Annotated in this window: 20 protein-coding genes; 13 read left to right on the forward strand and 7 right to left on the reverse strand. The window is 70.7% G+C overall.

What is annotated here, in order from left to right; all coding sequences use genetic code 11:
* Positions 1 to 393: hypothetical protein (locus AC1D12_RS05370; protein WP_477839233.1), on the reverse strand; the 393-nt coding region annotated here is incomplete at its 3' end.
* A gap of 148 nt (positions 394 to 541) precedes the next feature.
* Here AC1D12_RS05370 and zwf point away from each other — a divergent pair.
* A complete protein-coding gene (zwf, locus tag AC1D12_RS05375; RefSeq protein ID WP_047510330.1) occupies positions 542 to 2,014 on the forward strand; it encodes a glucose-6-phosphate dehydrogenase in 1,473 nt (490 codons plus the stop codon).
* 12 nt (positions 2,015 to 2,026) lie between these two features.
* Here the strand turns inward: zwf and AC1D12_RS05380 are convergent, their stop codons facing one another.
* Positions 2,027 to 2,230, reverse strand: coding sequence for a hypothetical protein (locus tag AC1D12_RS05380; RefSeq protein ID WP_477826659.1), 204 nt, complete (start codon positions 2,228 to 2,230; stop codon positions 2,027 to 2,029).
* Between the two features lie 135 nt (positions 2,231 to 2,365).
* Between AC1D12_RS05380 and deoC the strand changes: the two genes are divergently transcribed.
* From deoC to AC1D12_RS05415, 7 genes are all read left to right on the forward strand, one after another.
* Positions 2,366 to 3,148, forward strand: coding sequence for a deoxyribose-phosphate aldolase (gene deoC / locus AC1D12_RS05385; RefSeq protein ID WP_477839235.1), 783 nt, complete (start codon positions 2,366 to 2,368; stop codon positions 3,146 to 3,148).
* Entirely contained in the window at positions 3,148 to 4,479 is a 1,332-nt protein-coding gene (gene deoA / locus AC1D12_RS05390; protein WP_477839237.1) for a thymidine phosphorylase, read from the forward strand. Before deoC ends, deoA begins: the two co-directional genes overlap by 1 nt.
* Positions 4,476 to 4,871: a cytidine deaminase gene (locus AC1D12_RS05395; RefSeq protein ID WP_477826662.1), complete on the forward strand. Its 396-nt coding sequence runs from the start codon at positions 4,476 to 4,478 to the stop codon at positions 4,869 to 4,871. The genes deoA and AC1D12_RS05395 overlap by 4 nt, the downstream gene beginning before the upstream one ends.
* A 98-nt stretch (positions 4,872 to 4,969) precedes the next feature.
* Positions 4,970 to 5,950 carry a BMP family lipoprotein gene (locus tag AC1D12_RS05400; RefSeq protein ID WP_477839239.1) on the forward strand — a complete coding sequence of 327 codons (981 nt, stop codon included), beginning with the start codon at positions 4,970 to 4,972 and terminating at the stop codon, positions 5,948 to 5,950.
* A gap of 6 nt (positions 5,951 to 5,956) precedes the next feature.
* Positions 5,957 to 7,510 carry an ABC transporter ATP-binding protein gene (locus AC1D12_RS05405; RefSeq protein ID WP_477839241.1) on the forward strand — a complete coding sequence of 518 codons (1,554 nt, stop codon included), beginning with the start codon at positions 5,957 to 5,959 and terminating at the stop codon, positions 7,508 to 7,510.
* Positions 7,507 to 8,616 carry an ABC transporter permease gene (locus AC1D12_RS05410; protein ID WP_477825332.1) on the forward strand — a complete coding sequence of 370 codons (1,110 nt, stop codon included), beginning with the start codon at positions 7,507 to 7,509 and terminating at the stop codon, positions 8,614 to 8,616. Before AC1D12_RS05405 ends, AC1D12_RS05410 begins: the two co-directional genes overlap by 4 nt.
* Complete coding sequence (locus tag AC1D12_RS05415; protein ID WP_465111966.1) at positions 8,613 to 9,587, forward strand: ABC transporter permease; 975 nt, start codon at positions 8,613 to 8,615, stop codon at positions 9,585 to 9,587. Before AC1D12_RS05410 ends, AC1D12_RS05415 begins: the two co-directional genes overlap by 4 nt.
* A gap of 18 nt (positions 9,588 to 9,605) precedes the next feature.
* Here AC1D12_RS05415 and AC1D12_RS05420 read toward each other — a convergent pair whose 3' ends face one another.
* Positions 9,606 to 10,376: an SDR family NAD(P)-dependent oxidoreductase gene (locus AC1D12_RS05420; RefSeq protein WP_477825331.1), complete on the reverse strand. Its 771-nt coding sequence runs from the start codon at positions 10,374 to 10,376 to the stop codon at positions 9,606 to 9,608.
* Positions 10,377 to 10,491: 115 nt separating this feature from the next.
* Between AC1D12_RS05420 and AC1D12_RS05425 the strand changes: the two genes are divergently transcribed.
* Positions 10,492 to 11,406, forward strand: a complete 915-nt coding sequence (locus tag AC1D12_RS05425) for a LysR family transcriptional regulator (RefSeq protein WP_477839243.1) — start codon at positions 10,492 to 10,494, stop codon at positions 11,404 to 11,406.
* Between the two features lie 5 nt (positions 11,407 to 11,411).
* Positions 11,412 to 12,335 (forward strand): nucleoside hydrolase, encoded by a 924-nt coding sequence (locus tag AC1D12_RS05430; RefSeq protein WP_477825330.1) that lies wholly within the window; start codon positions 11,412 to 11,414, stop codon positions 12,333 to 12,335.
* Here AC1D12_RS05430 and AC1D12_RS05435 read toward each other — a convergent pair.
* Genes AC1D12_RS05435 through AC1D12_RS05450 form a run of 4 tightly spaced genes read right to left on the reverse strand, consistent with a single transcriptional unit; the run spans position 12,307 to position 17,274 of the window.
* Positions 12,307 to 14,292 (reverse strand): hybrid sensor histidine kinase/response regulator, encoded by a 1,986-nt coding sequence (locus tag AC1D12_RS05435; protein WP_477839245.1) that lies wholly within the window; start codon positions 14,290 to 14,292, stop codon positions 12,307 to 12,309. The two genes, AC1D12_RS05430 and AC1D12_RS05435, sit on opposite strands and share 29 nt — an antisense overlap.
* Positions 14,293 to 14,317: 25 nt before the next feature.
* Entirely contained in the window at positions 14,318 to 14,770 is a 453-nt protein-coding gene (locus AC1D12_RS05440; protein ID WP_047510357.1) for a response regulator, read from the reverse strand.
* Positions 14,767 to 16,209 (reverse strand): sensor histidine kinase, encoded by a 1,443-nt coding sequence (locus AC1D12_RS05445; protein ID WP_477825328.1) that lies wholly within the window; start codon positions 16,207 to 16,209, stop codon positions 14,767 to 14,769. Before AC1D12_RS05445 ends, AC1D12_RS05440 begins: the two co-directional genes overlap by 4 nt.
* Before the next feature lie 18 nt (positions 16,210 to 16,227).
* On the reverse strand, positions 16,228 to 17,274 hold the full coding sequence (locus AC1D12_RS05450) for an ABC transporter substrate-binding protein (protein ID WP_465111971.1): 1,047 nt from the start codon (positions 17,272 to 17,274) through the stop codon (positions 16,228 to 16,230).
* Positions 17,275 to 17,438: 164 nt separating this feature from the next.
* On the opposite strand from AC1D12_RS05450, the gene AC1D12_RS05455 reads away from it, so the two are divergent.
* The 3 genes from AC1D12_RS05455 to AC1D12_RS05465 are packed head-to-tail and all read left to right on the forward strand — an operon-like array spanning position 17,439 to position 19,605.
* Entirely contained in the window at positions 17,439 to 18,242 is an 804-nt protein-coding gene (locus AC1D12_RS05455; protein ID WP_047510362.1) for a sulfotransferase, read from the forward strand.
* On the forward strand, positions 18,239 to 18,910 hold the full coding sequence (locus AC1D12_RS05460; protein WP_052212938.1) for a formylglycine-generating enzyme family protein: 672 nt from the start codon (positions 18,239 to 18,241) through the stop codon (positions 18,908 to 18,910). The genes AC1D12_RS05455 and AC1D12_RS05460 overlap by 4 nt, the downstream gene beginning before the upstream one ends.
* Before the next feature lie 17 nt (positions 18,911 to 18,927).
* Positions 18,928 to 19,605, forward strand: coding sequence for an HAD family hydrolase (locus tag AC1D12_RS05465; RefSeq protein ID WP_477825326.1), 678 nt, complete (start codon positions 18,928 to 18,930; stop codon positions 19,603 to 19,605).
* Positions 19,606 to 19,853: the final 248 nt, after the last annotated feature.

A 19,853-nucleotide genomic window follows, 5' to 3' on the forward strand; every position in this document is an offset into this window, starting at 1 on the left:
CACCTGGATCGAGCAGGTCGCCGTGATGCCGAACTTCGATTGCTTGACCGTCAGCCCCGCATTCAGCTGCAGGCCCGAGAACGAGGCCACGCCGTTGTTGAGCGCGAACGTCACGGGCCCGCTGACGCTGGCACTGCCGCTGCCCGCCTGGTAGCCATCGACGGTCTGCAGCATCGCGACAACCGGCGGCGCGATCGCCGCCTTCAACGTGCTCATGAACTTCTGCTGCGCGCGGATGACGCCGCCATAGACGTTGGGGCTGGTCGACGTCTGCTGATACTCCGCATAGCCGACATTCGGTATGCCGAGCGAGCCCTGGTACACCACCGTCTCGGCGGTTGCGAAGCCGGATGCCAGCGCAAGCGCGGCGGCAAGACATAGTTTTCGAATCATTGGAATCCTCCTTGTCGTCCGGATCGGACACGCGGATGCTTCCAGATCGGCGTGCCGGATTCATGCTCTGCGTTGAGGTTGGTGATTCGCGTGGCCTGTGGCAAGCTCCGTTGCCATCCGCTCCGCGCGCTCGATCGAGACCCCACCCATGGCCAAGATCCCACCGGGCGTCGGCCCGCGCTTCCCGCAGGTCGTCGTGCTGTTCGGCGCCACCGGCGACCTCGCACGGCGCAAGCTGCTGCCGGGGCTCTACCACCTGTCGGCAGCGGGCTTCATCCCGGGCTGCCGCATCATCGGCGTCTCGCTCGACGACATCGATGCCGACGGCTTTCGCGCCGCGGCCCGCGCCGCGCTCGGCGAGTTCGCGAGCCGCAAGGTCACCGAATCCGACTGGGCGCAGTTCTCGCAAAGCCTCGACTACGTGCCGCTCGCGGCCGGCGCGCCTGCGCTGCGCGCCGCGGTCGAGGCCGCCGAGCGCAGCCTGGGCGGCCCGGGCGACGAGATGCGCCGCCTGCACTACCTGAGCGTGCCGCCCAACGCCGCGCTGCCGGCGGTGCAGATGCTCGGCGAGGCGGGCCTGGTGGAGCGCTCGCGCATCGTGATGGAGAAGCCCTTCGGCACCGACCTCGCGAGCGCCGTCACGCTGAACGCGCGGTTGCACGAGACCTTCGCCGAGGAGCAGATCTTCCGCATCGACCACTTCCTCGGCAAGGAGCCGGCGCAGAACATCCTCGCGTTCCGCTTCGCCAACGGGCTGTTCGAGCCGATCTGGAACCGCAACTTCATCGACCACGTGCAGATCGACGTGCCCGAGACGCTCGGCCTGGGCACGCGCGCCGGCTTCTACGAGCAGACCGGCGCGTACCGCGACATGGTGGTCACGCACCTGTTCCAGATCCTCGCCTTCATGGCGATGGAGCCGCCCACTGCGCTCGAGCCGGCACCGATCAGCGAGGAGAAGAACAAGGTCTTCCGCAGCATGCTGCCGATCCAGCCGGCCGACGTGGTGCGCGGCCAGTACGCCGGCTACCGCGACGAACCCGGCGTCGACCGCGAATCCGAGGCCGAGACCTTCATCGCGCTGAAGTGCTACATCGACAACTGGCGCTGGGCCGGCGTGCCGTTCTTCCTGCGCACCGGCAAGCGCATGGCCGAGGGCCAGCGCATCATCTCGATCGCGTTCCGCGAGCCGCCGAAGAGCATGTTTCCGCCCGGCTCCGGCGTCGGTGCGCAAGGCCCCGACCACCTCACGTTCGACCTCGCCGATGCGTCGAAGATGTCGCTGTCGTTCTATGGCAAGCGCCCCGGGCCGGGCATGCGGCTGGACAAGCTGAGCCTGCAGTTCGCGATGCACGACACCGGCCTGATCGGCGAGGTGCTCGAGGCCTACGAGCGGCTGATCCTCGACGCGATGCGCGGCGACCGCACGCTGTTCACCACCGCCGAGGGCATCGAGCGGCTGTGGCAGGTGTCGACGCAGCTGCTCGAGTCGCCGCCGCCGGTGCGGCTCTACCCGCCGGGCTCGTGGGGGCCGAAGTCGATCCACCAGCTGATCGCGCCGCACGCGTGGCGGCTGCCGTTCGAGCGCGCGTGGCGCGATCCGAACAAGACCGGGAACTGATCAGGGAACGGATCAGAACGCCGACGGGTACTCGACCGCCGGGTCGAGGAAGTACTCGGCGGCCGCCGCGGGCGGCATGTGACCCCAGGCTTGCCAGAGGTCGGTTGCGAAGCCGGCGGCCATGGCCGGGCTCATCAGCCTGGAGGCCACCATCAGTTCCGCGGCGACCTGTTCGATCCAGGTCTGGCGGTCGAGGAGGGGAGAGAGCGTTTGCATGGGGTGGATTCTTCGGTGGGACGCGGCGGCTGCCAATCCGCAGGAAGCGGGCCCCCGGAAGAGGGGACTGTCGCCGGGCCCCGCGGCCGCCGCATCCATCAGTTTGTGGATGGACGGACGCGCCACAATCGGTGCATGAGCATCCCCTCTCTCCCTGCAGCCGACGCCGCGCGCCTCGCGCTGCGCTGCCTCGACCTGACCTCGCTGAAGGACGACGACACGCCGGCCTCGATCGAGGCGCTGGCCGACCAGGCCCGCACGCCGCACGGTGCGCCGGCTGCGCTGTGCGTCTATCCGGCCTTCGTGCCGGCGGCGAAGCGCCGGCTGGCCGCGCTGGGGCTGGCGGCGGTGCGGGTGGCGACGGTCGTCAACTTCCCGCGCGGCGAAGCGTCCCCCGAGGCGGTGGCGGCGCAGATCGCCGTGGCCCGCGACGCCGGCGCCGACGAGATCGACACGGTGTTCCCGTGGCGCGCACTGCAGGCGGGCGATGCCCAGGCCGGCGCGGCACTGGTCGCAGCCTGCCGCCGCGCCTGCGGGCCGCTGCCGCTGAAGGTGATCCTCGAGACCGGTGAGCTGCAGCGGCCCGAGCTGATCCGCCAGGCCAGCGAGATCGCGCTGCGCGAGGGCGCCGATTTCCTGAAGACCTCCACCGGCAAGGTGGCCGTCAACGCGACGCCGCAGGCCGTCGAGCTGATGGGCGACGTGATCCGCGCGCGCGGCACCCGCGCCGGGCTGAAGGTGGCCGGTGGCGTGTCGGCGATCGCCGACGTGCAGCGCTACCTCGCGCTCGCCGCCGAGGTGTATGGCGCCGATCGCCTCGGCCCCGACACGCTGCGCTTCGGTGCGTCGAGCCTGCTGGCGGTGCTGCTGGCGGCGATCGACGGCGGGCCGGCGCCGGTGCGCGTGAGCGGCTACTGATGGCCGGGTTGCTGCCCCAGGAAACCATCCGCCGCAAGCGCGACGGCCATGCGTTGGGCGATGCCGAGCTGCGCGCGTTCGCACAGGGCATCGCGAACGAATCCGTCAGCGAGGCGCAGATCGCCGCGTTCGCGATGGCGGTGTGCTGGCGCGGCATGGACACCGCCGAGGCGGTCTCGCTGACCCTGGCGATGCGCGACAGCGGCAGCGTGCTGCGCTGGGCCGATGAGGCGCTGCCCGGTCCGGTGCTCGACAAGCATTCCACCGGCGGCGTCGGCGACACCGTGTCGCTGATGCTCGGCCCGATGCTCGCGGCCTGTGGCGGCTTCGTGCCGATGATCTCCGGCCGCGGCCTGGGCCACACCGGCGGCACGCTCGACAAGCTGGAGGCGATCCCCGGCTACCGCGCGGGCGTGCCGGTCGAGCAGCTGCGGCGCGTCGTGCGCGAGGCCGGCGTCGCGATCGTCGGTGCCGGCGACACGCTCGCGCCGGCCGACCGCCGCTTCTACGCGGTGCGCGACGTGACGGCCACCGTCGAATCGGTGCCGCTGATCACCGCCTCGATCCTGTCGAAGAAGCTGGCCGCCGGCCTCGGCGCGCTGGTGCTCGACGTGAAGTTCGGCAACGGCGCCTTCATGCAGGACCTGGCGCGCRCACGCGAGCTGGCGCGCAGCCTGGTCGAGGTCGGCTGCGGCGCCGGGCTGCCGACGCAGGTGCTGCTGACCGACATGAACCAGGCGCTCGCGCCGGCCGCCGGCAACGCGCTGGAGGTGCAGGTGGCGCTGGACTACCTGCGCGGCACGGCGCGGCCGGCGCGGCTGCACGAGGTGGTGATGGCGCTCGGCGCGGCGGTGCTGCAGCAGGCCGGGCTGGCAGCCGATGACGCCGAGGCGCGCATGCGGCTGCTGCGCGCACTCGACAGCGGATCGGCCGCCGAACGCTTCGCGCGCATGGTGGCGGGGCTGGGCGGGCCGGCCGACGTGCTCGCGAACCCCGGGCTGCCGCAGGCCGCGGTCGTGCGCGACGTGACGGCGGGCGACGCCGGCTTCCTCGCGGCGGTCGACACGCGCGCGCTCGGCATGACCGTCGTCGCGCTCGGCGGCGGACGGCGCCGCAGCGGCGACGCCATCGATCCGTCGGTCGGCCTCTCGGATCTGCTGCCGATCGGCACGCGCGTGGAAGCCGGCGCGCCGCTCGCCCGCGTGCATGCGCGCACGGAAGCCGATGCCGAGGAAGCCATCGCCGCGGTGCGCCGCGCCTGTGCCATCACCGACCATGCGCCTGCACCAAGACCGCTGATCGCCGAACACATCACCAGGACCACCCCATGACCGACGATGACCTGATCGCCGAGGCTCGCCAGGCACGCGATGCCGCCTACGCGCCGTACTCCGAGTTCTTCGTCGGTGCCGCGCTGCTGGCTGCGGACGGCCGCGTGTTCCACGGCTGCAATGTCGAGAACGCGTCCTACGGCCTGTGCAATTGCGCCGAGCGCACGGCGTTCTTCACCGCGATCGCGGCCGGTGTGCCGGTCGACGGTTTCGCGCGGCTGGCGGTGATCGGCGACACCCCGGGCCCGATCTCGCCGTGCGGCGCGTGCCGGCAGGTGATGTTCGAGCTCGGCGGGCCGCGGTTGCCGGTGCTGCTGACGAACCTGGCCGGCGCACGCCGCGAAACGACTGCCGGCGAGTTGCTGCCCGACGGTTTCCGGCTCGCGACCTGAACGGGTTGCAAGCCGAGGGCTTTCCCTGGGATTCGCCGGGCGTTCCTGCGCACGCTTCTTGCGAGAATGACTCGCACCATTTTTCAGGGACCTTACGAATGAAGCGCACCGCCTTCACCCTGGCCCTCGCGGCCACCGCCATCGCCGCCCAGGCCGAGCCGGCCATCGTCTACGACGCCGGCGGCAAGTTCGACAAGTCGTTCAACGAGGCCGCCTACAACGGCATCGAGCGCTTCAAGAAGGAGACCGGCACCGCCTACCTCGATTTCGAGATCTCCAACGACACCCAGCGCGAGCAGGCGCTGCGCCGCATGGCGCAGAAGGGGTCGGACCCGGTCATCGCGGTCGGCTTCGGCCATGCGTCGGCGCTCGAGAAGGTCGCCAAGGAATTCCCGAAGGTGCACTTCGCGATCATCGATTCCGAAGTGAAGCAGCCCAACGTGCAGTCGGTGCTGTTCAAGGACCAGGAAGGCTCGTTCCTCGCCGGCTGGCTGGCCGCGACGACCAGCAAGTCGGGCAAGGTCGGCTTCGTCGGCGGCATGGACGTGCCGCTGATCCGCCGCTTCCAGTGCGGCTACGAGCAGGGCGCGAAGGTCGCGAACCCGAAGGTCGAGGTCGTCAGCAACATGACCGGTACGACGCCGTCGGCCTGGAGCGACCCGACGCGCGGCGGCGAACTCGCGAAGGCCCAGTTCTCGCGTGGCGTCGACGTCGTCTTCGCGGCCGCCGGCGGCACCGGCATCGGCGTCTACCAGGCCGCCAAGGACCAGGGCAAGCTCGCGATCGGCGTCGACAGCAACCAGAACCACCTGCAACCGGGCACGATGCTGTCGTCGATGCTCAAGCGCGTCGACAACGCGGTCTACGGCCTCGTCAGCTCGGCGAAGAACGGCAGCTGGAAGCCGGGTCTCGTCGTGCTGGGCCTGAAGGAGCAGGGCGTCGGCCTCGCGATGGACCAGTACAACGCCAAGCTGGTCAGCGACGACACGAAGAAGAAGCTCGCCGCGGTGGAAGCCGACATCGTGTCCGGCAAGCAATCGGTCGCGAACTACACGCCCGAAGCCGGCTGCAAATACTGACCCGTCTTGAAACCCGACCTTGCCGTTGAACTGAGCGGCATCCACAAGACCTTCGGCGCGGTGCACGCCAACCGCGGCGTGAACCTCGCGGTGCAGCGCGGCAGCGTGCACGGCATCGTCGGCGAGAACGGCGCCGGCAAGTCGACGCTGATGAGCATCCTCTACGGCTTCTACCCGGCCGACGAGGGCAGCATCGCGATCGACGGCAAGCCGGTCGCGCTGCGCGGCACGCACGACGCGATCGCGCACGGCATCGGCATGGTGCACCAGCACTTCATGCTGGTCGACCGCTTCACCGTGCTCGAGAACGTGGTGCTCGGTGCGGAGCAGGGCTTCGCGCTGTCGAAAAGCCTGGCCGCGGCGCGCCGCGAGCTGCAGCGCCTGGAGCAGGAGTTCGGGCTCGTCGTCGACCCGGACGCCCGCGTGTCCGAGCTGCCCGTGGGCGTGCTGCAGCGCGTCGAGATCCTGAAGGCGCTGTTCCGCGGTGCCCGCATCCTGATCCTCGACGAGCCGACCGGCGTGCTGACGCCGCAGGAGACCGAAGCGCTGTTCCGCGTGCTCGCCACGCTGAAGGCGCGCGGCGTCACGGTGCTGCTGATCACGCACAAGCTGAAGGAGATCCTCGCGGTGACCGACCGCGTCACGGTGATGCGCGGCGGCAGCGTCGTCGCCGACCGCGAGACGGCGCAGACCACCGAGGCCGAACTGGCCGAGCTGATGGTGGGCCGCCAGGTGCAGCGCTCCGGCACGCACCTCGCGCGTGAGCGCGGCGAGTTGCGGCTGCAGGCGCAAGGCCTGAGCTGGCGCGATGCCGGCGGCGTGCTGCGGCTGCAGGACGTGTCGCTCGACCTGCATGCCGGCGAGATCGTCGGCGTGGCCGGCGTCTCGGGCAACGGGCAGAGCGAGCTGCTGGCGCTGCTGAGCACGCTGCAGCCGCTGCAGCAGGGGCGGCTGGCCATTGCCTGCGAGGATGGCACCCGGGTCGACATCGACGCCACGCACCCCGGCAACCCGCACCGGCTGCGCGAGCTCGGCATCGCGCACGTGCCGGAAGACCGCCACCGGCTCGGGCTGGTGCTCGGCTTCGAGGCCTGGGAGTCGTCGCTGCTCGGCTACGTGGACGATGCGGCGCTGCGGCGCGGCCCGTTCATTGCCGGTGCGCAGGCACGCACGCAGTGCCGGCAGATGATGGAGGAGTTCGACGTGCGGCCGCGCAACGAGCGGCTCGCGTCGTCGAAGTTCTCCGGCGGCAACCAGCAGAAGCTGATCCTCGCGCGCGAGTTCCGGCGCGCGCCGCGCGTGCTGCTGATCGGGCAGCCGACGCGCGGCGTCGACATCGGCGCGATCGAGACCATCCACCGCCGCATCGTCGGGCTGCGCGATGCCGGCTGCGCGGTGCTGCTGGTGTCGACCGAGCTGGACGAGATCCTCGCGCTGTCGGACCGCATCGTCGTGATGAGCGGCGGGCGCATCACCGGCGAGGTCGCGCGCGACGAGGCGGACGAGACGCGGCTGGGGTGCCTGATGGGCGATGCCCGGGCGACCGGAGTGCCGGCATGAAGCACGTGCCTGCGGTGCTGCCGCGCTGGATCGACGTGCTGTTGCTGCCGGTGTTGAACGTCGCGATGGCGCTGCTCGCTGCCGGCCTGGTGGTCTGGGCGATCGGGCAGAACCCGTTCACCGCGGTGCAGCTGCTGGTGCAGGGCGCGTTCGGCAGCGAGCTCGCGTGGAGCTACACGCTGTACTACACGACCAACTTCATCTGCACCGGGTTGGCGGTGGCGGTGGCCTTCCATTGCGGGCACTTCAACATCGGCGCCGAGGGGCAGGGCACGGTCGGCGGGCTCGGCGTCGGCCTCGTGCTGCTGGCGGGCGACGCGTGGCTCGCCCCGGCGCTGCTGCTGCCGCTGGCGATTGCCGGCGGGCTGGCGGCGGGGGCCGCGTGGGCGTTCGTGCCGGCGTGGCTGCAGGCGCGGCGTGGCAGCCACATCGTCATCACGACGATCATGTTCAATTTCCTCGCGTCGACGCTGATGGTGTGGCTGCTGGTCAACGTCGTGAAGGTGCCGGGCAACCAGGCGGTGGAGTCGCGGCTGTTCGCGCCGGGCGCGGTGCTGCCGAGCGCGCAGGCGATGTTCGGTGCGATCGGCATCGAGTGGCCCGACACGCCGCTGAACCTCGCGTTCGCGCTGGCCCTGCTGGCCTGCGTGGGCCTGTGGGCGCTGCTGTGGCACACGCGGCTCGGCTATGCGCTGCGGGCGGTGGGTCTCGCGAGCGATGCGGCGCGCTATGCGGGCATCGATCCGCGGCGGCTCACGGTGATCGCGATGTGCCTGTCGGGCGCGCTCGCGGCGCTGGTCGGCGTCAACGAGATCGCCGGCGTGCACCACAAGCTGCTGCTGGATTTCGTCGCCGGCGCGGGCTTCACCGGCATCGCGGTCGCGTTGATGGGGCGCAACCACCCGGTGGGCATCGTGCTGTCGGCGCTGCTGTTCGGCGCGCTGGCGCAGGGCGGCTCCGAGCTGGTGTTCGAGATGCCGGCCTTCACGCGCGACATGTCGGTGGCGGTGCAGGGCTTCGTCGTGCTGTTCTGCGGCGCGTTGTCGCTGATGCTGCGGCCGCCGGTGGCGTGGCTGTATGGCCGGCTGGCAAGGGGCGCGGCATGACGGACGACTGGCTGATCGTCGCATCGGTGCTTGGCGCCACGCTGCGCATCGCCGTGCCGCTGGTGCTGTGCGCGCTGGCCGGCGTGTTCAGCGAGCGCGCCGGCGTGATCGACATCGGGCTCGAGGGCAAGATGCTCGCGGCCGCGTTCGCCGCCGCCTGCCTGGGCGCGATCGGCTGGCCGGCATGGCCGGCGATGGCCGGTGCGATCGCGGTGTCGGCGCTGCTCGCGCTGGTGCACGCCTGGGCCTGCGTCACGCACCGGGGCGACCAGATCGTCTCCAGCGTCGCGCTGAACGTGATCGCCGCCGGCCTCACGGTGGTGCTCGGCCTGGTCTGGTTCCACCAGGGCGGGCGCACGCCGAACATCGGCGATGCGAGCCGCTTCATGGCGCTGTTCCCCGACGCCGCGAACGCGGTGCAGGGCTGGCCCGTCATCGGCCCGCTGCTGGCCGAGGGCGTGCTGCGCCACAACCTGCTGGTGTGGGTCACCGTGGCGCTGGTGCCGGCCTCGTGGTGGCTGCTGTACCGCACGCGCTTCGGGCTGCGGCTGCGCGCGGTCGGCGAGAACCCGGCGATGGTCGACGCGGCCGGCATCTCGGTCGGCGCGCTGCGCTACGGCGCGGTGCTGCTGGCCGGCGTGTTGTGCGGCGCGGCGGGCGGCTACCTGGCGCTGGCGCAGAACGCGTCGTTCACGCCGGGCATGACGGCCGGCCGCGGCTTCATGGCGCTGGCCGCGATGGTGTTCGGCAAATGGCACCCGCTGCGCGCGGCCGTCGCCTGCCTGCTGTTCGGCTTCCTCGATGCGGTCGCGATCCGGCTGCAGGGGGTCGAGCTGCCCGGCCTCGGCAGCGTGCCGGTCGAGCTGATCCAGGCACTGCCTTACCTGCTGACGGTGGTGCTGCTGGCCGGCTTCTTCGGCCGGGCCGAGGCGCCGCGCGCGCTCGGCCGGGCCTACGTGAAGGAGCGCTGAAGCGCCGCGGCCTGCATCTCACAGCATCATGCCGCCCGACACCTCGATGCGCTGGCCGGTGATCCAGCGACTGCCGTCGGCCAGCAGCGCGGCCACCGCGCCGCCGATGTCGTCCGGCAGCCCGACGCGGCCGAGCGCGGTGACGCCGGCGATGTGCGCGTTGACCTGCTTGTCGTCACGCACCTGGCCGCCGCGGAAGTCGGTCTCGATCGCGCCGGGGGCGAGCGCGTTCACGCTGATGCCGCGCGGGCCGAGCTCCTTGGCCATGTAGCGCGTCAGCACCTCCACGCCGCCCTTCATCGCGGCATAGGCGGCATAGCCCGGGAACGTGAAGCGCGCGAGGCCGGTCGAGATGTTGACGATGCGCCCGCCATCGGCGATCAGCGGCAACAGCTTCTGCGTCAGGAAGAAGGTGCCCTTCAGGTGGATGTTGCTGAGCAGGTCGAACTGCTCCTCGGTGGTTTCGGCGATCGGCGCATTCAGGCCGATGCCGGCGTTGTTGACCAGGTGGTCGAAGCGCTCACGCTGCCAGGTGCTCGCGAGCACCTTCTTCACCGTCTCGGCGAAGGCCGCGAAGCGCTTGCTGTCGCCCACGTCGAGCTGCAGCGCGACGGCCCGGCGGCCGAGCGCCTCGACCTGGCGCACCACGGCGTGCGCCTCGGCCTCGCTGCTCTGGTAGGTGAGGATCACGTCGCTGCCTTGCGCGGCCAATGCCAGCGCCGTGCTGCGGCCGAGGCCGCGGCTGCCGCCGGTGACCAGGGCGATGCGGGGGGTGGTCGATGCGGTCATGTCGGTCTCCTTCAGAGGGAAYGGGTTGCGGTGAAGGGGACTTTAGGAGTTCACTTGCAGAGGATAAAGTCGCCTTGAATGACAGGACTGTTCTTCGTAAAAGGACAATGACGCGATGGAACTCGACGAGCTCCGCATCTTCGCCCGGGTGGCCGAGCTGGGCAGCTTCACGCAGGCGGCCGAGCAGCTGGGGCTGGTGAAGAGCCGCGTCTCGGCCGTGGTGCTGCAGCTGGAGTCACGCGTCGGCGCGCGCCTGCTCCAGCGCACCACGCGGCGCGTGCAGCTGACGCCCGATGRCGAGGTCTTCCTCGCACGCAGCAAGGAACTGCTGGCGGATGCCGACCAGCTGCAGGCGATGTTCCAGCCGGTCGCCAGCGGCCTGAAGGGGCGCCTGCGCATCGACCTGCCGAACAAGCTGGCGAGCGAGCTGGTGATCCCGCGCCTGCCGGAGTTCCTCGCGGCGCACCCGCTGCTCGAGGTCGGCATCAGCACCACCGACCGGCAGGTCGACCTGGTGCGCGAAGGCTTCGACTGCGTGCTGCGCGTCGGGTCGCTGGCCGATGCCGAGCTGGTGGCGCGGCCGCTCGGCGTGCTGACGATGGGCAACGTCGCGAGCCCGGCCTACCTGGCCGCGCACGGCACGCCGACGACGCTGGCCGACCTGGCTCGGCACCGCATCGTCCACTATGCCGCCAAGCTCGGCACGCAAGGCGCCGGCTGGGAATACCAGGAGGAGGGCGTGACGCGCGTGCACCCGATGCGCAGCACGGTGGTCGTCAACGGCACCGATGCCTACCAGGCGGCCTGCCTCGCCGGGCTCGGCCTGATCCAGGCGCCGACCTTCGGCACGCGGCGCCTGGTCGCGCAGGGCCTGCTGGTCGAGGTGATGCCGCAGTTCGTCGCGCCGCCGATGCCGGTGTCGCTGCTGTACCCGAACCGCCGCCAGCTGGCGCCGCGGGTGCAGGCGGTGCTGAACTGGATCGCGCAGGTGGTCGAGCCGCAACTGCGGGCAGAGGCCGCTGCACAATGACCGCCATGAACACCCCGACGCCGATCCTCCTCGATTGCGACCCCGGCATCGACGATGCCCTCGCGCTGTTGCTGGCCGCCGGCGCGCCGGAGCTGGACCTGATCGGCGTCACCACCGTGGCCGGCAACCGCACGGTCGTGATGACCGCGGACAACGCCTGCCGCGTGCTCGACCTGGCCGGCCGCCACGACGTGCCCGTGCACGCCGGCTGCAGCCATGCGCTGACGATGCCGCGGGCCCGCACCAACACCGTCCACGGCGAGGACGGCCTCGGCGGCGTCGAGCTGCCGAGCAGCCGCACCCCCACCGCGCAGCACGCGGTCGACGTGATCGAGCAGGCGCTGCTGCGCGAGCCCGCCGGCAGCCTGACGCTGGTCGCGATCGGGCCGCTGACCAACCTCGCGCTGGCGGAGATCAAGCGCCCCGGCCTGCTGCAGCGCGCGAAGCGCGTGCTCGTGATGGGCGGTGCCGCGTTCTGCGACGGCAACATCACGCCGGCCGCCGAGTTCAACTTCCATGCCGATGCACTGGCCGCGCAGACCGTGCTCGGCAGTGGCGCGCCGGTGCTGCTGTTCGGGCTCGACGTGACGCGCCAGGCGGCGATGCCGGCCGACTGGGTCGATTCGCTGGGCACGCTCGGCAACCGCTGCGGCCCGGTCGCGCGCGACCTGATCCGCGGGTTCCGCCGCGACAGGCCGCTGCTGCACGATGCCTGCCCGGTGGCGTGGCTGCTGGCGCCCGAGCTCTTCGCGTCCGAGCGTTGCCGGGTCGAGGTCGACTGGCGGCCCGGCCTCACCGAAGGCCACCTGTCGGCCAAGCGCATCGCGCTGGCCCGGGACGATTTCGGCACGCCGGTCGACGTGTTCACGTCGGTCGATGCCGACGCGCTGCGCGCACTGCTCAGGCAGCGCCTGGCTCGCCTGCCCTGAGGGCGTCTGCCGGGCCGGCCAGGATGCGGGCGATCAGCGCGCCCAGCTCCTCGAAGGTGTTCTCTTTCTCGAGCAGCCCGCGCACGCCCACCGCGCGGGCCTCGGCCCGCAGCTCTTCGGTGATGTAGCCCGAGCTGAGCACCACCGGCAGGTCGGGCCGGATGCGTGCCAGCTCGCGCGCCAGCTCGATGCCCGAGTTGCCGGGCATGTTGTAGTCGGTCACCAGCAGGTCGACCTCCTGCGGGTGCTCGCGCACCTGGGCGATGGCCAGCGCCGCCTCGTTGAACGTGCGCACGCGGTAGCCTGCGCGGGCCAGCAGGCGCTCGACCATGATGACCATCGTCTCGTCGTCGTCGACGTAGAACACGCGCTCGCCGTGGCCTGCCGACGCCTGCTGGACGTGCGGCGCGCGTGCCACGGCCCCGGCCGTGTCGGCCACCGGCAGGTACAGGTGCAGCGTGGTGCCGACCCCCGGCTCGCTCTCGACCGCGATGGCGCCGTGGTGCGCGACGACGATGCCGTGCGCCACCGAGAGCCCGAGGCCAGTGCCCTGGCCGACCGGCTTGGTCGTGAAGAACGGCTCGAAGATCCGCTCGCGGGTCGCGTTGTCCATGCCGGCACCGTCGTCGCTGACCCACAGGTGCGCATGGCGGCCCGGGTGCAAGCCGCCGAGGCGCTGGCAGGTCGCCGGATCCAGCTCCACGCCGTCGAGCCCGATGCAGATGCGGCCGACGCCGCCGCGCAGCGCATGCCAGGCATTCGTGCAGAGGTTCATCAGCACCTGCTGCACCTGCGTGGCATCGGCCTGCACCTGCGGCAGGTCGTCGGCGATGCGCGTCTGCAGCTCGACGCCGGCCGGCAGCGTGGCGCGCAGCAGCTGGTGCGTCTCGTCGACCACCGGCCGCAGCGACTGCGTCTGCAGCTCCTGCGGCTCGCGCCGGCTGAAGGTGAGGATCTGCCGSACCAGCATGCGGGCGCGCAGGCTGGCCTTGTGCACCTCGCGCAGCAGCGCGCCGGCCGGGTGGTCGGCACCGACGGCCTCCAGCGCCAGCGCCGAGTTGCCGAGGATAGCGCCGACGATGTTGTTGAAGTCGTGCGCGATGCCGCCGGCCAGCGTGCCGATCGATTCCATCTTCTGCGAATGGCGCAGCTGCGCCTCGTAGCGGATCAGCTCCGACTCGGCCTCCTTGCGCTCGTGGATGTCGGTGATCGCGACGCGGATGCTCGGTGTCTCCGCTCCCAGGCCGCCCACGCGCATGCAGTCGAGCTGCACGTGCAGCGCGTCGGCATCGGGGCGGTGCAGCGCCAGTTCCAGGCGCTGGCGCGCGCCGTCCTGCAGCACGCGCTCGAAATGCGCCGTCCAGCGCTCGCGCTCCACCGGGTTGACGAAGTCGGCGAACTGCAGGCCGGCCGAGGCATCGCGGCGCAGGCCCAGCATGTCGGCACCGTTCAGGTTCAGCTGCTCGATGCGGCCGTCGGCGGCGAGCGTCAGGTAGCCCACCGGCGCCAGCTCGTAGAGGTCCATGTAGCGGTCGCGGCTGAGCTCCAGGTCGCGCTGCGCCTGGCGGTGCTCGGCGCGGATCACCGCCTGCGCCAGCTCGCGCTTGAGCACCGGTGCGAGCCGCGCGAGGTTCTGCTTCATCACGTAGTCGCTCGCGCCGGCCTTCATCGCCTCGACCGCGATCTCCTCGCCGATCGTCCCCGAGACGAAGATGAACGGGATGTCGAGGTCGCGCGAGCGGAAGGCCTGCAGCGCCTCGATGCCGCTGAACTGCGGCATGCGGAAGTCCGACAGCACGGCATCCCAGCGCTGCTGGTCGAAGGCTTCCTGCAACGCGGCCAGGCTTTGCACGCGCCTGCAGGTGGGCGCGAAGCCGCCGCGGCTCAGCACGCGGGCGACCAGCCGGGCGTCGTCCTCGGAATCCTCCACCACCAGGATGTTGACCGGCATGCTCATCGTGCGGGGGCCTCGAAGCTTCGGCTCAGGGGTGCGAACGGTCCGGCGGCAGCTGGTTGATCATCAGCCAGTAGAAGCCGAGCACCTTCGCCGCCTCGATGAACTCGACGAAATCGACCGGCTTGCGCACATAGCTGTTGGCGCCGAGCGAGTAGCCCGACACCAGGTCCTGCTCCTCCTTAGACGAGGTCAGGATCACCACCGGCAGCAGGCGCGTGCGCTCCTCGGCGCGGATCGCCTTCAGCACGCCCAGGCCGTCGAGCCGCGGCAGCTTCAGGTCGAGGATCACCAGCGCGGGCAGCGGCTGCGACGCGCGGTGCTCGTGCGCGTTGCGCGCGAACAGGTAGTCGAGCGCCTGCACGCCGTCGCGCGCGACGTCGATCGGGTTCATCAGGTGGCTGCGCTTGAAGGCGCGCAGCGTCAGCGCCACGTCGTCGTCGTTGTCCTCGACCAGCAGGATGGCCTTCTGTTCACTCATCGCGGGACTCCAGGCAGGTGGAAGTAGAAAGTGGCGCCCTGGCCGGGCCGGGCCTCGGCCCAGATGCTGCCGTCATGGCGCCGCAGGATGCGGTGGACGATCGCGAGGCCGATGCCGGTGCCCGGGAACTCGGTCTCATGGTGCAGGCGCTGGAAGGCACCGAACAGGCGGTCGGCGTAGGTCATGTCGAAGCCTACGCCGTTGTCCGCGACAAAGCACACCGGGCGGCCGTCCTTCACGGTGCTGCCGACCCGGATCACCGCATCGGCGGTCTTCGACGTGAACTTCCACGCGTTCTCCAGCAGGTTCTGCATCGCGATCTGCATCAGCGACTTGTCGGCATGCACGATCAGGCCCTCGTCGATCTCCCAGCGCATGGCGCGCTCCGGGTGCATCTTCTGCATCGAGTTCGCGATGTCGCGGGCGATCGCGCCGAGGTCGACGTTGCGCAGCACCAGTTCGGTGCGAGTGACCCGCGACAGCCCGAGCAGTTCGTCGATCAGCCGGCCCATGCGCTGGCTCGCGGCACGGATGCGCGAGAGGTGTTCGCGGCCTTCGTCGTCGAGGCGGTCGCCGTAGTCTTCGAGCAGCGCGAGCGAGAAGCCGTCCATGCTGCGCAGCGGGGCCCGCAGGTCGTGCGACACCGAGTAGCTGAACGACTCGATCTCGTGGTTGAGCGCCGCCAGCTCCTGGTTGCTGCGCTCGATCTGCGCGAACGAGTTGCGCAGCGTGGTCGTCATCGCGTCGAAGTTGCGCGACATCTCGCCGATCTCGTCGTGGCCGCCGATGTCGAGCCGGAACGCCCAGTTGCCGGACGCGACCTCGCGCGTGGCCTGCTGCAGGCGCTGGATCGGCACCAGCACGCCGCGGTGGATCAGCCAGCCGGCCGCGACGGTGGCGAGCGCGATCAGCGCCAGCCCCACCACGATCACCACGACCACGCGATGCTGCGCCCACGCGATGCGCGCGTTGGAGAAATCCAGCAGGCGGAAGGTATCGACCAGGCTCTCCTGGTGCAGCACCAGCAGCTTGCGCGAGATCAGCTCCTCGTAGAGCTTCTGCGTGTTCTCGTCGACGGCGCGCTGGTTGCTGTTGGCCTGCAGTTCCTCGAACAACTGACGCGTCTCGGTGCTGCGCCGGCGCAGGTCGGCGAGGATTTCCGAGGGCTCCGGCTCGGAGAAGATCGGTGCGTCCAGTGCGCGCTCGAGCCGCTCGGCCACCCGGCGCTCCTGCTCGTAGGCGCGCTGGTTCCGGTACAGCACGTACTCGAAGGTGACGAGCCGCAGGTCGTTCAGCACGCGGGCCACGTCCGACATGCGGCGGCGCTGCTGGTCGGCCGCCTCGACCTCGCCGTTGGCCCACCAGATCATCACGGCCAGCAGGGCGATCGTGCCCAGGCCCGTGGTCGTGGCGAGCCAGCCCTTGGCACTGATCTTCATTCGGTGTCGGTCATCCGTCTAGTGCGCCACGGTGACGCGGTCGGGTTGCTCCTCGAGCAAGGCATCGAGGTAGAGGTGGGGCAGGAAGTTGGGCGTCGGTGCCGACGCGGCGGCACGCCCGGTGGTGGTCCAGTCGGCTTCATCCTCCAGCGTGACCAGTTGCGACTGCAGCAGGTTCACGCGGAAGGCGAGCGATTTCCAGCCCGGCTGCAGCGTGGCGGGTTCCACCTTGAGGCGGCGCGCGACGATGGCCAGCGACTCGTCCGCATTCAGCCGGTTGAAGCGCTCCGCCTTCAGCAGCGCGCGCACGAAGCGGCGCGACACCTCGGCATGCTCGCGCAGGTAGTCGCTGCGGCCCACCACCACGTGGCTCACAGTGTAGGCGGCCGGTGCGGTGAACGTGATGCCTTGCGCACCGAGCGCCGATTCGGCGTCGCGGCGCACCGGCTGCCATGTCGAGGCGGCATCGATGCGGCCGCGCGCCAGCTCGTCGGCGAGGCGGCCGGGCGGCAGGTCGACGAGCGTCACGCTGTCGCGCGGCAACCGGTGGCGGATCAGCAGGGCCGACAGGAAGTAGTCGGCGCTGGTGCCGCGCGGCACGCCGACGCGCTTGCCGACCAGGTCGGCCGCTGTCGCGATGCCGCGATCGCGCCGCGCGACCACCGCCATCTCGTCGGAGACGCTCAGCATGCTCGCGAGGATGCTCATCGGCTGGCCGTCGAGCACCGCGGTGACGAAGGGCACCTCGGCCGCGGTGGCCAGGTCGACCTCGCCGCGCCCGAGCACATCGAGCGCCATCTTGCCGTGGCTGACCGGCACGATGGTGACGTCGAGGCCTTCGTCGCGCAGGTAGTCCTTCTCGGCCGCCAGCATCAGCAGCGCGGCGTGCGGCGTGCTGGAGAGCGCGAGCCGCACGGCCATCGCGGCCGGCCGGTGCGCCTGCGTCGTACGATATCGCCAGGTCATGGCCACGGTCACGAGGCCCACGGCCAACGCGACGGCAGCGATCAGAAGCGGCAGGCGGCCCATGCCCTTCGATGGCGCTGCAACTTCTGGCGAGTTCATCAGCCCCTCCCCTCACACTGAGGATTGCAGTGCAATTCGAGCCAAGCGTACGATTGAAGAACAATAGTTGCAATAGGGATTCGATGGCGCGCACGCCGGTAGTTCACGGGGAACCAGAGCAACTGGATCAGCGGCCATCGGACAGACGCCCCCCGTTCCTCGTGATGGCCCACCACCGTTCGGGCTCGAATTTCCTGAACGACGTCCTCCAATCATGCGCCGGCGTCGAATGCCTGAACGAGCCGTTGTCGATGCACACGCGCTTCTTCCGCGAGCACGACCTGGTGCCGTGGGGCGCCGACGACCACGACCCCGCGCTGCTGCATGCCAGCCTGCGCGACAGCGAGACGGTGCGCGGCTTCCTGCTGGAGCTGAAGGCCTACCTCGGGCAATCGCGCCGCGGCCGCGTGATCGGCTTCAAGGACACCTGCCTGTTCGGCAAGCTCGGCTGGCTGAAGGCCTTCCTGCCGGAGCTGCGCGTCATCTTCCTGCGGCGCGATCCGCGGGCCATCGTCTCGTCGGTGCTGCGCAGCAAGCTGACGACGCTGTGGAGCTACTCCGAGCTCGTCACCGGCGCGTTCATGCGCGAGGTTCCGGGTTACGTGAGCCGGGTCGCGCGCGCCGATGCGGCGATGCGCACGACCGAGGTGGTCGCGATGAGCGTTGCGCTTCGTTACGAACTGGCGCGGCGCTGCCTGCATCACTTCGAGCACCTGAGCGTGGAGCTGGCCGACATCTCGCGCGAGCCGGTGCGGGTGGTGGGGGAGCTGGTGTCCTTCCTCGGCGCCGAGGCGGCCGGCGATGCCGCGGCGTTCATCCATGCGCGGCAGGCCGAGACGCGCGGCGGGCTGTTCTCGTCGTACCGGTCGCTGGATGACGTGGAGAATGGCTGGCGCGAGCACCTGGGCGAGGCGCAGCTGGCGCTGATCGACGAGGTGCAGGAGGCGGTGAGAACACAAGCACGATGATCGAGCAGTACCTGAACGACGCGGTCGGCTTCACGGTGGCGTCCGGCCCGCTGGCGGGGCGGCGCCTGCGCGTCGCCCGCACGCTGCTGACCTGCCGCGTGGCCGCCGAGATCCTCAACGAGATGCAGTTGCCGCCCGAGACCGGCGAGGGCTACCGGTTCGTCAACGTCTGCAACCCGCGCAACCCGCTGGCCTTCGACCGCGAGGGGGTCGGCTGGCATTGCCGCCCCGCGCTGGACGAGCATCCGGTCTTCGGGCTGAACTGGGCGGCGGCCGGCCTGATCTGCGCGCACCTGGGTGCACGCCTGCCATGGGCGGCGGAGTGGGAGGCGGTGGCGTCGAACAACGATCCGCTGCGGGTCTACCCGTGGGGCGATGCGCCRCCGAGCCCGGTGCTTGCGAACTTCGACGAGCATTTCGGCGGCACCAGCGTGGTCGGCAGCTTTCCGCCGTCGGAGCTGGGGCTGTTCGACCTGGCCGGCAACCTGGGCGAGTGGTGCCAGGACCTGCACGATCGCGATGCCGCGCAACCGATGGAGCGGGTGGTGAAGGGCGGGGCGTGGAGCAAGGATGCGGGCCACCTGCGGATCCGCGCGAGCCGCGGCAAGTGGGGGCGCCTGGGCACGACGACGATCGGCCTGCGGCCGGTCTGGGACGACCGAGGATGAACCGAGGGCGGATCAAGATGACGAAGCTGGTGATCTTCGACCTGGACGACACGCTGATCGACTTCGCGTCGACGCGCCTGGTCGCGCACGGGTTGCTCGCCGAGGTGCTGGCCGACGAAGGCATCGCCGCGGCGCCGTTCCTGCAGGCCTGCGGCGAGGTCGACCGGCCGTTGTTCATGCAGTTCGAGCAGGGCCGGCTGACGCGCCAGGAGTACCGGATGCGGCGTTTTTCCGACCCGTTCGACCGCCTGGGCCTGGTGCCGCGCGAGGGGTTGGTGGCGCAGCTGAACCGCGTGTTCATGGACTGCGTGAACGACAGCCCGAAGCTGTACGACGATGCGTGGCCGACGCTCGAGCGCCTGCGCCGCGACGGCCTGCAGCTGGCCATCCTGACCAACGGGCCCGCCGACGGGCAGCGCCGCAAGCTGGCTGCGACCGGGTTGGGCGACGCGGTGGACCATGTCGCGATCGGCGAGGAGGCCGGCGTCAGCAAGCCGCATCCGCAGGCCTACCTGCGGGTGGCCGGGCACCTGGGGATCGCGCCGGGCGAGTGCCTGATGGTGGGCGATTCGCCGACGCTCGACTACGAGGGCGCCCTCGCGGCCGGGCTGCAGGCGCTGCTGCTGGACCGGGCTGGCGCGCATGGGGCCACGGGGCAGCGCAGCGTGCGGGATCTTCACGGCGTGAGGTGTTGAGGCCTCTCTTGTGTGACGCGTGGGCRRGGCGGCCGGGGGCAGGCTGTGGGGGCTCRGCTGGRGCGGTCGGCCCTGGCGGGCCGACTGCACGAAGARGCTCGRCTTCGGGGGTGCATCGGCAAACTCCCTCCACTCACTTCGTTCGTTGTGGTCARACACAGCCGATGAGTCAGTYYACGAAGCGCGCTGGCGCGCGCCACCCCCGAAACCGATCTTCTCCGTCGCCCCAGAAGTCGCCCCCACAGCCT

The sequence above is a fragment of the Rhizobacter sp. P1_G5 genome (assembly GCF_056405435.1).

Excerpts from the sequence above, each read along its gene's own strand:
- AC1D12_RS05380 (WP_477826659.1), bottom strand. The coding sequence starts at position 2,230 with ATGCAAACGCTCTCTCCCCTCCTCGACCGCCAGACCTGGATCGAACAG.
- AC1D12_RS05410 (WP_477825332.1), top strand. The coding sequence starts at position 7,507 with ATGAAGCACGTGCCTGCGGTGCTGCCGCGCTGGATCGACGTGCTGTTG.
- AC1D12_RS05430 (WP_477825330.1), top strand. The coding sequence starts at position 11,412 with ATGAACACCCCGACGCCGATCCTCCTCGATTGCGACCCCGGCATCGAC.
- zwf (WP_047510330.1), top strand. The coding sequence starts at position 542 with ATGGCCAAGATCCCACCGGGCGTCGGCCCGCGCTTCCCGCAGGTCGTC.
- AC1D12_RS05395 (WP_477826662.1), top strand. The coding sequence starts at position 4,476 with ATGACCGACGATGACCTGATCGCCGAGGCTCGCCAGGCACGCGATGCC.
- AC1D12_RS05455 (WP_047510362.1), top strand. The coding sequence starts at position 17,439 with ATGGCCCACCACCGTTCGGGCTCGAATTTCCTGAACGACGTCCTCCAA.
- AC1D12_RS05445 (WP_477825328.1), bottom strand. The coding sequence starts at position 16,209 with ATGAAGATCAGTGCCAAGGGCTGGCTCGCCACGACCACGGGCCTGGGC.
- AC1D12_RS05465 (WP_477825326.1), top strand. The coding sequence starts at position 18,928 with ATGACGAAGCTGGTGATCTTCGACCTGGACGACACGCTGATCGACTTC.
- deoC (WP_477839235.1), top strand. The coding sequence starts at position 2,366 with ATGAGCATCCCCTCTCTCCCTGCAGCCGACGCCGCGCGCCTCGCGCTG.
- AC1D12_RS05420 (WP_477825331.1), bottom strand. The coding sequence starts at position 10,376 with ATGACCGCATCGACCACCCCCCGCATCGCCCTGGTCACCGGCGGCAGC.
- AC1D12_RS05450 (WP_465111971.1), bottom strand. The coding sequence starts at position 17,274 with ATGAACTCGCCAGAAGTTGCAGCGCCATCGAAGGGCATGGGCCGCCTG.
- AC1D12_RS05440 (WP_047510357.1), bottom strand. The coding sequence starts at position 14,770 with ATGAGTGAACAGAAGGCCATCCTGCTGGTCGAGGACAACGACGACGAC.
- AC1D12_RS05415 (WP_465111966.1), top strand. The coding sequence starts at position 8,613 with ATGACGGACGACTGGCTGATCGTCGCATCGGTGCTTGGCGCCACGCTG.
- AC1D12_RS05400 (WP_477839239.1), top strand. The coding sequence starts at position 4,970 with ATGAAGCGCACCGCCTTCACCCTGGCCCTCGCGGCCACCGCCATCGCC.